The sequence below is a fragment of the Streptomyces sp. NBC_00252 genome (assembly GCF_036187565.1).
Classification (GTDB): domain Bacteria; phylum Actinomycetota; class Actinomycetes; order Streptomycetales; family Streptomycetaceae; genus Streptomyces.
The window spans coordinates 6,847,822-6,859,425 of record NZ_CP108087.1; the positions used below are offsets into that span (position 1 = coordinate 6,847,822).

At 71.2% G+C, this 11,604-nt stretch carries 10 protein-coding genes; 6 read left to right on the plus strand and 4 right to left on the minus strand.

Annotated elements, in window-relative coordinates; translation table 11 throughout:
* Positions 1-17 precede the first annotated feature (17 nt).
* From OHT77_RS30320 to OHT77_RS30330, 3 genes are all read right to left on the minus strand, one after another.
* Entirely contained in the window at positions 18-518 is a 501-nt protein-coding gene (locus tag OHT77_RS30320) for a GNAT family N-acetyltransferase (RefSeq protein WP_328831591.1), read from the minus strand.
* An 11-nt stretch (positions 519-529) separates the two neighbouring features.
* Complete coding sequence (locus tag OHT77_RS30325; protein ID WP_328831592.1) at positions 530-1,444, minus strand: aminoglycoside phosphotransferase family protein; 915 nt, start codon at positions 1,442-1,444, stop codon at positions 530-532.
* A gap of 94 nt (positions 1,445-1,538) precedes the next feature.
* Positions 1,539-3,182, minus strand: a complete 1,644-nt coding sequence (locus OHT77_RS30330) for a M4 family metallopeptidase (protein WP_328831593.1) — start codon at positions 3,180-3,182, stop codon at positions 1,539-1,541.
* A 158-nt stretch (positions 3,183-3,340) separates the two neighbouring features.
* On the opposite strand from OHT77_RS30330, the gene OHT77_RS30335 reads away from it, so the two are divergent.
* Positions 3,341-3,763, plus strand: coding sequence for a gamma-glutamylcyclotransferase family protein (locus OHT77_RS30335; protein WP_328831594.1), 423 nt, complete (start codon positions 3,341-3,343; stop codon positions 3,761-3,763).
* A gap of 7 nt (positions 3,764-3,770) precedes the next feature.
* Here OHT77_RS30335 and OHT77_RS30340 read toward each other — a convergent pair whose 3' ends face one another.
* A complete protein-coding gene (locus OHT77_RS30340) occupies positions 3,771-4,457 on the minus strand; it encodes a SanA/YdcF family protein (RefSeq protein ID WP_328831595.1) in 687 nt (228 codons plus the stop codon).
* Positions 4,458-4,611: 154 nt separating this feature from the next.
* Here OHT77_RS30340 and OHT77_RS30345 point away from each other — a divergent pair, with 154 nt between their 5' ends.
* The 5 genes from OHT77_RS30345 (at position 4,612) to OHT77_RS30365 (ending at position 11,525) form a co-directional block, all read left to right on the plus strand.
* Positions 4,612-5,439, plus strand: coding sequence for a sirohydrochlorin chelatase (locus tag OHT77_RS30345; protein ID WP_328831596.1), 828 nt, complete (start codon positions 4,612-4,614; stop codon positions 5,437-5,439).
* A gap of 48 nt (positions 5,440-5,487) precedes the next feature.
* Positions 5,488-6,822 carry a deoxyguanosinetriphosphate triphosphohydrolase gene (locus OHT77_RS30350; protein WP_328831597.1) on the plus strand — a complete coding sequence of 445 codons (1,335 nt, stop codon included), beginning with the start codon at positions 5,488-5,490 and terminating at the stop codon, positions 6,820-6,822.
* A gap of 93 nt (positions 6,823-6,915) precedes the next feature.
* A complete protein-coding gene (locus OHT77_RS30355) occupies positions 6,916-8,193 on the plus strand; it encodes an NAD(P)/FAD-dependent oxidoreductase (protein WP_328831598.1) in 1,278 nt (425 codons plus the stop codon).
* Between the two features lie 35 nt (positions 8,194-8,228).
* Entirely contained in the window at positions 8,229-10,133 is a 1,905-nt protein-coding gene (gene dnaG / locus OHT77_RS30360) for a DNA primase (protein WP_328831599.1), read from the plus strand.
* An 81-nt stretch (positions 10,134-10,214) separates the two neighbouring features.
* Positions 10,215-11,525, plus strand: coding sequence for an RNA polymerase sigma factor (locus tag OHT77_RS30365; RefSeq protein ID WP_328831600.1), 1,311 nt, complete (start codon positions 10,215-10,217; stop codon positions 11,523-11,525).
* Positions 11,526-11,604: the final 79 nt, after the last annotated feature.

Genomic DNA, 11,604 nt, shown 5'->3' on the forward strand with positions numbered 1-11,604 from the left:
GCTCGGGCCAGGACCGCTCACAAGGCCCGTTCCATGCAGACCAGTTGATCCCGCTCGTCCCATGACTCGGTGACCGTGAAGCCGAACCGTTCGTAGAGGGCGATGGCCCCGGTCCGCCACTTCCACACCGACAACCGCACGGTGCCCGCACCGCTCTCCGCCGCGTCCGCGAGCCCCGCACCGAGGAGATCCGAGGCGACGCCCCGGCCCCGGAACGCCGGTTCCGTCCAGAGCCGCTTGATCTCCGTCCGCCCGTCGGCGGGAGCGGTCACCACCAGACAGCCCACCGCGGTGCCCCCGCTCACGGCCACCAGCACGACATCGTCGACGAACGCGGTCCGAGGGTCCGAGATCTCCGCCCGGTACCGGTCCGGCAGCCCGTCCACATCGGCGACGGGTTCCCCCTTCTCGGCCTCCGTCCGCAGGTGGTACGCCGCCAGCAACGCACCCAGCCCGTCCGCGGCGGAGAGGGCCGGCCCCGGTCGACGGACGATGGACACCTCGCGCTGATCAGCCATGGCCCCGGATTCTACGAACTCATGGCCACGAATTCCTTCAACGCTTCCGCCACCGCCCGATGCCCCACCTCCGCCAGCATCGGGTTCCGCCCACCCCGGTAGTGGTGCTCCGCCACCAGCCCGAAGCACAACGCCCACCCCCGCCCCCGGGCCCACACCGCGTCCTCGAACTCACCCGCCTCGCGGAAGAGTTCACGTGTCCCGGACGAGAACAGGGCCCACGCGGGCAGCGCGTCCGCCGCCGGGTCGCCGGTCCCGAGGCCGCCGAAGTCGATGACCGCGGTGAGCCGGCCGGAGACGGTGAGGAGGTTGCCGGGGAGGAGGTCGCCGTGGAGCCAGACGGGGGCGCCCTGCCACGGGGGGAGGGCGAGAGCGTGCTCCCAGGCCGCCGTCGCGAGCGCCGCGTCGTGGGTGCCGTCCGCGCCCAGGTCCTCGATCGCCTTACGGACCTCCGCGTCCTGCTCCCCGACCGGCCCACCCCGGAACGACACCGGCCCGCCCACCGCGTCCACCTGCCGCAGGGCGGCGACGAAACGCCCCAACCCGACTGCCGTGGCGGCTGGTTCGGCCGGAGGGGAGTCGTACGCGTTGCTCCCGTCCAGCCAGCCGTACACCCCCCACCGCAGCCCGTACCCGCACCCCGGCTCACCCAGCGCCAGCGGCACCGGCACGGTGAGCGGCAAGTACGGTGCCAGGCGCGGCAACCAGCGCTGCTCCGTCTCGATCTGCCCTTCCCCGCCGGGCAGTCGGGGCAGCCGTACGACCATGTCCCCGCCCAGCCGGTACATCGCGTTGTCGGTCCCGGCCGAGGCGACCCGGGTGACGGGCAACCCCGCCCAGTGCGGGAACTGTTCGCCGATCAGCCGGCGCACCAGCTCCCCGTCGATGTCGAGCTCGTCGGCGTGCATCCTGGCGCTGGAGGACATATGGCTCCGGTTCGTGAGGCGGCGGCACCGGAGCGTAGCCAGCGCGGCCCGGCCATCGCCACGGCATAAAACTCCGCCGCCTCCGGGCCTCAGCTCACCCCACGTTCACCGCACTCCACGCCGCGCCCACCGCGGCGTACTCCGAACTCCCCACGCCGTAAAGGTCCTTGGCCGCGTTGAGGGTCGCCGTCCGGGCCCCGGCGTAGTTCGTCGAGGACGTCATGTAGACCGTCAGCGCCCGGTACCAGATGGCCCCCAGTTTGTCCCGCCCGATGCCGCTCACCGAAGAGCTGTTGCACGTGGGCGAGTTGTAGCTCACGCCGTTGACGGTCTTCGCGCCGCTGCCCTCCGCGAGGAGGTACGCGAAGTGGTTGGCGACGCCCGACGAGTAGTGGACGTCCAGGTTCCCGACCGACGAGCTCCAGCAGTCCGCGGAGTTGCCGTCCTTGGAGGGCTGGTCCATGAACCGCAGCGCCGCCTTGCCGAAGCCCGACCGCACGATCTTCTCGCCGATGAGGTAATCGCCAGGATCGGAGGAGCTGTTGGCGTACCACTCCACCAGCGTGCCCATGATGTCCGAGGTCGCCTCGTTGAGCCCGCCGGACTCGCCCGAGTACGTCAGCGCCGCCGTCTTGGACGTCACGCCGTGCGACATCTCGTGCCCGGCGACATCCAGCGCCACCAGCGGACCGAGCTGCGTCCCGTCACCGTCGCCGTACGTCATGCAGAAGCAACTGTCGTCCCAGAAGGCGTTGTTGTAGCTGTTGCCGTAGTGGACGCGGTTGTACGAGCCCTTGCCGTCGCCCGCGATGCCGTTGCGGCCGTGCACGTTCTTGTAGTAGTCCCAGGTCTTGTCGGTGCCGTACTGCGCGTCGACCGCGGCCGTGGAACGGTCCGAACTCGCCCCGGTTCCCCAGTGGTTGTCGGCGTCCGTGAACAGCGTGGCCGGGGCGCGGCTGATGCAGATGCCGAGGATGCACAGGTCGGTCTTGTTCGCCGCGTCACCGGTGTACGTCCCGCCGCGCGTCGCGTCCTTGAGCTGGTACGTCGACCCCGACAGCGTCGTCTCCAGCGGCACCGTCCCGCTGTACAGCGACTTCCCGTCACCGGTCGCCGTCTCCACACTGTCCCAGGCGTCGATCTGCGCGCCGGTGCGGGCGTCGGTCAGGACCGTGCGGGCGACCGGGTTGCCGAGCGAGTCCTTGGCGACCGCGTTCGTCCGCCAGGCGAGCTTCGGAGCGCCGTGCAGCGCGTCGACCATCAGCTCCGGCTTGGCGGTCACGCTCTTCAGCGCCTCGCCGAGATGCGCCGCCCGCAACGCGTTCACCGCCAGGTCCGCCGCCTTCGGGGCGGCCACCTTCGGCGTCACGGACGACAGGGATATGGAGCTCCGGGTCGCGCGGTCGGCGCTCCGGTACGCACCGCTGGGCGCCAGGTGGACCACGAAGTCGCCGCCGAGGACGGGGAGTTGGCGGTACGTACGGTCGTAGCGGACATGCTGGGTGCCGTCCGCGTCGACGATCACGTCACGGACCGACGTGTCCTCCGAGGCCGTGAGCCCCAGGCTCGCTGCATGCTTCACCAGCGCGGAGGCGGCGTTCGCGATCGCGCCGGACCGGGTCGGCCGGTCGGCCGCGTGGGCGGTGGGGGCGAGGGTGGCGGCCAGCAGGGTCGCGGCACCGACGGCGACACCGGCCGTGGCCAGCCGCGAACCCCGGACACGCCGTGCTTGACTCATCGTTCTCATCGGTCTCCTCGGGGACGAAAGTGGGGGAGGGGAGAGGGAGTTGATGTTGGCTTAGATTTAAGGGGGCATGACATGTCATGTCCATAGCGCGTGCAAAGACTCCCGAGCACCCGCACCACTCACCCCAGGCCCCGGGCCCAAGGAGAGAGATGACGCCGCCACCCCTCCCCTTCTTCGTCTACGGCACGCTCCGCCCCGGCGAGCCCAACCACGACCTGTTCCTGCGCGGCCGTACGCACGCCGAGGAACGGGCACGCCTCCACGGCGCCGCCCTCTACGACGGCCCCGGCTACCCGTACGCCGTGGACACCCCCGGCGCGGTGACCGTCGGCGAACTAATCACCGCGCGCCCCGAGGCCCACCCCCAACTCCTCGGCGAACTGGACCGACTTGAGGAGTACGCCCCCGGCGACCCGCACAACCTCTACGAACGCGTCGCGCGCGAGGTCACCCGCGAGACCGACGGTGCCGCCGTCCGCGCCTGGGTGTACCTGGCCGCCCCCGCCGTCACCGCCCGCCTCCGCGCCCACGGCAAGCTGATCGAGGGCGGCGACTGGACCGACCGCCGCTGACAGGGGCTCAGCGGGCCGAGGCCAGCGCCCGCGTCACCCCGGTCTCCTTGTGCCCGAGGAACTGCGGATCGGGGTGGAACACCACGTCCAGCGCCGCCTTGCCGGCCGCCAGGACCTCGCGGGTGCCGCCGTAGTACCAGGTCACGTTGTGCGACTCGTCGACCCCGACGCCGTACGACGTGACGCCCGCCGCGTCGCACAGGGCGACCGCGCGCCGGATGTGGAAGTTCTGGCTGATGAGGACGGCCCTGTCGACGCCGAAGATCTTCTTCGCGCGGACGCAGGAGTCCCAGGTGTCGAAACCGGCGTAATCGGTCACCACGCGCGCGCGTGGCACCCCGTGCTTCGCCAGGTAGACGCGCATCGCGTCCGGTTCGTCGTAGTCCTTGCGGCTGTTGTCGCCGGTCACCAGGACGACCTTCACCCGGCCCTCCCGGTACAGCGTCGCCGCCGCGTCCAGCCGGTGCGCGAGATACGGCGACGGCTCGCCGTCCCACAGGCCCGCCCCGAAGACCACGGCGACATCGGTGCGCGGCGCGTCCTGGACGGTCCGCAGCCGGTCGGCCGTCGCCACCCACAGCCAGGTGGCCGGGAGCAGCGCGAGGACACACCCGGCGGCGACCACCTGCACGAGCTGCCGCCATCCGGCACGCGTGCGTGGCAGCCGTGGTCTGCGGATTTCCAGGCGACGCATGGAAAGGGCCCCTCCCTGTTCGGGTTCGACAGTCACAGACGCGCCGCGACCCGCTCCGGTTCTCACACCCCCCGGCACCCCACCGTGAACCCCCGGAAAAGACCCGTGTCGCCAGCGCAACGGGACGGCAACCTCCCCTCGGCACCATCACTCCATGACGCCGCCACCCCCACCTCACGAGGACCGCACCCCGCGCACCACGCCCACCCTCGTCCTGGTGGCCCACGGCAGCCGCGACCCAAGAGCCCTGCACACCGTACGAGCCCTCCAGTCCCGCGTCCGCGCCCTCCGCCCCGACCTCCCCGTCCACCTGGGCCACATCGACCTGAACGAACCCCGCCTCCCGGACACCCTCGGCCAACTCCCCACCCCGGAAGCGATCCTGGTCCCCCTCCTCCTGACCCGCGGCTACCACGTGAAGCAGGACATCCCGGAACTGGCCGCACAGGCACAGGCGCACACGCGCGTGGCACCCCCTCTGGGCCCACACCCCCTCCTGGTGGAGACCCTCTACGACCGCCTGGTGGAGGCGGGTTGGCACACAGGGCCCGGTGGGGCGAGCGCAGTGGTCCTGGCCGCGGCGGGCTCCCGGGACCCGGAGTCGAAGCTGGACACCCGCCGCACGGCCCACCTCCTGGCCGCCCGCCTGGGCGTCCCGGTGATCCCGGCCTACGCCTCGGCGGCGACCCCCACGGTCCCCGAGGCGATCCACACCCTCACGGCCCAAGGCCACCACAGGGTGGCGGTCGCCTCCTGCTTCACGGCCCCGGGCCGCTTCGCGACCCAGTGCGCGGAGACGGCCCCCTGGATCGCGTCGGCCCCCTTGGGAGCCCACCCCGCGATGGCAAGGCTGATCCTCCACCGCTACGACCGGACATGGGCAACCAACGCCGGCGTCACCCACCCAAGGGGCGCGAGGAACCGCGCGACCAGCCACAACGCACCCGCAGCCGCAAAGGATCCGCACCCGGCAAACGCGTAGGCGCCCCGCAACTCCCGAATTGTCACTGCCGCCGCTTACTGTCGAACCATGGAAGGCACCGCAGATACACGCACGACAACACCCCACTCCTACGACCCGACGTCAGTCGACCGCTGGGCAGCCGAGCCCGACAAACGCCCCGGCCGCACCGCCTTCCAACGCGACCGCGCCCGCGTACTCCACTCCGCCGCCCTGCGCCGCCTCGCGGGCAAGACCCAGGTGGTCACCCCCGGCACCCGCAGCCAGGCCTGGGACGCCAGCCCCCGCACCCGCCTGACCCACTCCCTGGAGTGCGCCCAGGTGGGCCGGGAGCTGGGCGCGGCCCTGGGCTGCGACCCGGACCTCGTGGAGGCGGCCTGCCTCTCCCACGACCTCGGCCATCCCCCCTTCGGCCACAACGGCGAACAGGCCCTCAACGAATTCGCCGACGACTGCGGCGGCTTCGAGGGGAACGCGCAGTCCCTGAGACTCCTCACCCGCATCGAACCGAAGCGCTTCGTGAGAAGCGACACGACGGGCGAGATGGCGAGCGTCGGCCTCAACCTCACCCGGGCCACCCTGGACGCGGCCACCAAGTACCCCTGGCCGCGCGGAGCGCACCCCACCGACCCCGCGTCCGGCAAGTTCGGCGTCTACGAGGACGACAGGCCCGTCTTCGACTGGGTCCGCAAGGGCGCCCCCGGCACGCGCACGTGCTTCGAGGCCCAGGTGATGGACTGGTCGGACGACGTGGCGTACTCGGTGCACGACGTCGAGGACGGCCTGCACGCCGGCCACCTCGACCCGAACTACCTGCACGCCGAGCCGGAGCGCCAAGAGGTCTTCGAGGTGGCCATCGGCCGCTACGTCCCCGCGGACACCGACCCCGCCGAACTCGCCGAAGCCTTGGACCGCCTCCAGAACGAGCCCTGGTGGCCGCACGGCTACGACGGCTCGGCCGTGGCGCAGGCCCGCCTCAAGGACGCCACCAGCCAGCTCATCGGCCGCTTCTGCCTGGCCGCCGAGACCGCCACACGCGCCGCGTACGGCACCGGCCGCCTCACCCGCTACGACGCCGAACTCGTCGTACCGCGGGAGGCGCGGCTGGAATGCGCGGTCCTGAAGGCCGTCGCCGACCGGTATGTGATGCAGCGTGCGGAGCAGGAGCGGATCCGCGCCGACGAGCGGATCGTGGTCGCCGAACTCGCCGAGGTGCTCACCACGCGCGCGCCCGACGGGCTGGAGCCGCAGTTCCGCGCGCAGTTCGACGAGGCGCCCGACGACCGCGCCCGCAAGCGGGTGATCGTGGATCAGATCGCCTCCCTGACGGACGCGTCGGCGCGGTCTCTTCACGCTCATCTCACATCCCTGGGGCACAGTGACGCGAAACAAGCCCGAATGTGACCCTCCGTGGCCTGATCGGGCCACACCCCCTTCCCGCATCACGCTGCGTGCGGGACGCTCGCATATGGCGGCATCATTACGAGGAGGCATCAAGTGGTCGACGCGGATCAGACGTTCGTCATCATCGGAGGAGGCCTGGCCGGCGCCAAGGCGGCCGAGACGCTCCGAGCGGAGGGCTTCACCGGCCGCGTGATACTGATCTGCGACGAACGCGACCACCCGTACGAGCGCCCGCCGCTGTCCAAGGGCTACCTCCTCGGTAAAGAGGAGCGCGACAGCGTCTTCGTGCACGAACCCGCCTGGTACGCGCAGAACGACATCGAGCTGCACCTCGGCCAGACCGTCGACGCCGTCGACCGTACGGCGAAGACGGTCCGCTTCGGGGACGACGGCACCCTGGTCCACTACGACAAGCTGCTCATCGCCACCGGCTCCGAGCCCCGCCGCCTCGACATCCCGGGCACCGACCTCGCCGGTGTCCACCACCTGCGCCGCCTCTCGCACGCCGAGCGCCTGAAGAACGTGCTGGCGTCCCTCGGCCGGGACAACGGCCACCTGGTGATCGCCGGCGGCGGCTGGATCGGCCTGGAGGTCGCCGCGGCGGCCCGGGAGTACGGCGCCGAGGTCACCGTCGTGGAACCGTCCGCGACGCCGCTGCACGGCGTCCTCGGCCCCGAACTGGGCCAGATCTTCGCCGACCTGCACGCCGAGCACGGCGTGCGGTTCCACTTCGGTGCCCGGCTCACCGAGATCGTCGGCCAGGACGGCATGGTGCTGGCCGCCCGCACCGACGACGGCGAGGAGCACCCGGCGCACGACGTCCTCGCGGCCATCGGGGCGGCCCCGCGCACCGGGCTCGCCGAGGCGGCGGGCCTGGAGCTGGCCGACCGCGCGCACGGCGGCGGCATCACCGTCGACGAACAGCTGCGCACCTCCGACCCCGACATCTACGCGGCCGGTGACGTGGCCGCCTTCCACCACGCCCTGTTCGACACCCGCCTCCGGGTGGAGCACTGGGCGAACGCGCTGAACGGCGGTCCGGCGGCGGCCCGCGCGATGCTCGGCAAGGACGTCACCTACGACCGCGTGCCCTATTTCTTCTCCGACCAGTACGACTTGGGTATGGAGTACTCCGGCTGGGCGCCCCCGGGCTCCTACGACGAAGTGGTGATCCGGGGAGACGCGGGCAAGCGCGAGTTCATCGCCTTCTGGATGAAGGAGGGCCGTGTGCTGGCCGGGATGAACGTGAATGTGTGGGACGTCACAGAGCCCATCCAGCAGCTCATCCGCTCCCGGGCGCGGGTGGACACCGAGGCCCTCGCGGACCCACACGTTCCGCTGGACAGCCTGGGTGCCACGAGCTCCTCGTAGTCACTGCTGTCAGTCCGGCCCCGTAGAATTCACGCGTGGCAGGACGGATCAACGACGAGGACGTGAAGGCGGTTCGGGACGCGGTCCCGATCGACGCCGTGGTGTCCGAGTACCTCCAGCTGCGGAACGCGGGCGGCGGCAACCTCAAGGGTCTCTGCCCGTTCCACGACGAGAAGTCGCCGTCCTTCCAGGTCAGCCCCAGCAAGGGTCTCTTCCACTGCTTCGGCTGCCAGGAGGGCGGCGACACCATCACGTTCGTGATGAAGGTCGACCACCTCACGTTCTCCGAGTCGGTCGAGCGCCTGGCCGCCCAGGCCGGCATCACCCTGCGGTACGAAGAGGGCGGGTACAACCCCTCCCACCAGCGCGGCGAGCGCATCCGCCTGGTCGAGGCCCACAAGGTCGCCGCCGACTTCTACGTGGAGCAGCTCGCCGTCAGCCCCGAGGCGGACGCGGGCCGCAAGTTCCTCGCCGAGCGCGGCTTCGACCAGTCCGCCGCCGAGCACTTCTCCGTCGGCTACAGCCCGCAGGGCTGGGACCACCTCACCAAGTACCTCCGCGGCAAGGGCTTCAGCGACAAGGAGATCCTGCTCTCCGGCCTCGCCCAGGAGGGCCGCCGCGGCCCCATCGACCGCTTCCGCGGCCGCCTGATGTGGCCGATCCGCGACATCGGCGGTGAGGTCGTCGGCTTCGGCGCGAGAAAGCTCTACGAGTCGGACAACGGCCCGAAGTACCTCAACACGCCCGACACCGCGATCTACAAGAAGTCGCAGGTCCTCTACGGCATCGACCTCGCCAAGAAGGACATCGCCAAGTCCTCCCGCGCGGTCGTCGTCGAGGGCTACACCGACGTCATGGCCTGCCACCTCGCCGGAGTCACCACCGCCATCGCCACCTGCGGCACGGCCTTCGGCGGCGACCACATCAAGATCCTCCGCAGGCTCCTGATGGACAACGGCTCGGCGCGCGTGATCTTCACCTTCGACGGCGACGCGGCCGGCCAGAAGGCGGCCCTGCGCGCCTTCGAGGACGACCAGAAGTTCGCCGCCGAGACGTACATCGCGATCGCCCCGGACAACATGGACCCCTGCGAGCTGCGCCTCGCCAAGGGCGACGCGGCGGTCGCCGACCTCGTCGAACCCCGCACCCCGCTCTTCGAGTTCGCGCTCCGCCAGATCGTCGTCCGCTACGACCTCGACACCCCCGCGGGCCGCGCCGCCGCCCTGGACGAGGCCGCCCCGATCGTCGCCCGCATCAAGAACAGCGGCGCGCAGCACGAGGTCGCCGTCCAGCTCGCCGGCATGCTCGGCATCCTGGACACCCAGTTCGTGGTCAAGAGGGTTGCCCAGCTGGCCCGTTGGGCCCGCGACCGCGGCGGCAAGGGCCCCGCACCGGCCAGGGGCACCGACCGTCAGCAGTACGACACCGCCCCGCGCACCCCCACCGGCGGCCCCGCCCTCACCCTGCGCAACCCGGTCTTCGCCACCGAGCGCGAGCTACTCAAACTCGCCCTCCAGCGCCCCGACCTGGTCTCCCCGGCCTTCGACGCGTACGGCGTCGACGAGTTCACCGCCCCGCCCTACGCCGCCGTGCGCGAGGCGATCATCGAGGCGGGCGGCGCCGAGTACGGCCTCCAGGACGCCCAGGACTATCTCGTCCGGGTCCGCGAGGCCGCCCCGGACGACGCGGTCCGCGCGATGGTCACCGAGCTGGCCGTCGAGGCGATCCTGCGCCGCACGGTCGACGAGAACTACGCGGGCGAGCAGCTCGTCACCGTCCGCCGCAGAGCCGTGGTCCGCCGGATCCGCGACATCCAGGGCACGATGACCCGCCTCGGCAGCCTCGGCGACTCCGCCGAACTGGCCGCCGTACAGAACGAGTTGTGGGTGCTCCAGCAGTACGACCAGGCACTCCAGGTGCACGGCGCCACAGCGCTCTGAGCACGTAGTCACGGAACGGACTCAAAAAGTCACCGCACGCCCCTCGTGGCGGCGATGTGTCGTACTCCACACTGGGTTCCGGTGCCTGAGTCCTCGGAGCGCGGCCGATCCGTCCCCAGCGGGTCCTTCACCCCCGCGGTTCCGCTCATCGAGTACGGGACGGACAGCGGCGAGGCCGCCGACTCCGCCCCTGAAGTACCGCTGCCGTACCCTCTGGCAGCGATCATCCTGGAGGTCGCCCCCGTGCAGACCCAGACCCTCGACCAGACCGAGACCAGCACGACGGACGGCGCGGAACCGGAAGCGGAGACCGATGTCCTCGCGACCGTCCCTCCGCAGAGCCGTGCCGCGCACCACCCCGAAACCGCGGACCCGGAGAGCCCGCCCGAGCTCGAAGAACCGACGGCCGAAGCGGTGGAGACCGCCGAGGCCCCCGAGCCCGACGTACGGCCCCGCAGCCGGGCAGCCGCCGACAACGGCGCGCCCTCCTCGGACCTGTTCCGCCAGTACCTCCGCGAGATCGGCCGCATCCCGCTGCTCACCGCGGCCGAGGAGGTCGACCTCGCGCGCCGCGTCGAGGCCGGTCTGTTCGCCGAGGAGAAGCTCGGCGGCGCCTTCGATCTGGACAGCCAACTCGCCCTCGACCTGGACAAGTTGGTCGTCATGGGCCGGATGGCCAAGCGCCGTCTGATCGAGGCGAACCTGCGCCTGGTCGTCTCCGTCGCCAAGCGGTACGTCGGGCGCGGGCTGACCATGCTCGATCTCGTCCAGGAGGGAAACCTCGGGCTGATCAGGGCAGTCGAGAAGTTCGACTACGCCCGCGGGTACAAGTTCTCGACGTACGCGACCTGGTGGATCCGCCAGGCCATGTCCCGCGCCCTCGCCGACCAGGCCCGCACGATCCGCGTCCCGGTGCATGTCGTCGAGCTGATCAACCGGGTCGTCCGGGTCCAGCGCCGGATGCTCCAGGAGCGCGGCTACGAGCCGACGCCGGAGGAGGTGGCCGACCACCTCGACCTCGCGCCCGAGCGCGTCAGCGAGGTGCTGCGGCTCGCCCAGGAGCCGGTTTCGCTGCACGCGCCGGTGGGGGAGGAGGACGACGTCGCCCTCGGTGACCTCATCGAGGACGGTGACGCGACGAGTCCCGTGGAGTCCGCGGCGTTCCTGTTGCTGCGGCAGCACCTTGAAGTCGTGCTGTCGACGTTGGGGGAGCGGGAGCGGAAGGTCGTACAGCTGCGGTACGGGCTGGCGGACGGGCGTCCGCGCACGCTGGAGGAGATCGGGCGGATCTTCGGTGTGACGCGGGAGCGGATTCGGCAGATCGAGTCGAAGACCCTGAACAAGCTGCGGGACCACGCTTTTGCGGATCAGCTGAGGGGTTATCTGGATTGATCCCGGCTGCGGACCGGTGGGGGCTGGTCGCGCAGTTCCCCGCGCCCCTGAAACACGGGCGCGTTTCAGGGGCGCGGGG

Coding starts and splice junctions, on each gene's coding strand:
- OHT77_RS30320 (WP_328831591.1), bottom strand. CDS start 518: ATGGCTGATCAGCGCGAGGTGTCCATCGTCCGTCGACCGGGGCCGGCC.
- OHT77_RS30325 (WP_328831592.1), bottom strand. CDS start 1,444: ATGTCCTCCAGCGCCAGGATGCACGCCGACGAGCTCGACATCGACGGG.
- OHT77_RS30330 (WP_328831593.1), bottom strand. CDS start 3,182: ATGAGTCAAGCACGGCGTGTCCGGGGTTCGCGGCTGGCCACGGCCGGT.
- OHT77_RS30335 (WP_328831594.1), top strand. CDS start 3,341: ATGACGCCGCCACCCCTCCCCTTCTTCGTCTACGGCACGCTCCGCCCC.
- OHT77_RS30340 (WP_328831595.1), bottom strand. CDS start 4,457: ATGCGTCGCCTGGAAATCCGCAGACCACGGCTGCCACGCACGCGTGCC.
- OHT77_RS30345 (WP_328831596.1), top strand. CDS start 4,612: ATGACGCCGCCACCCCCACCTCACGAGGACCGCACCCCGCGCACCACG.
- OHT77_RS30350 (WP_328831597.1), top strand. CDS start 5,488: ATGGAAGGCACCGCAGATACACGCACGACAACACCCCACTCCTACGAC.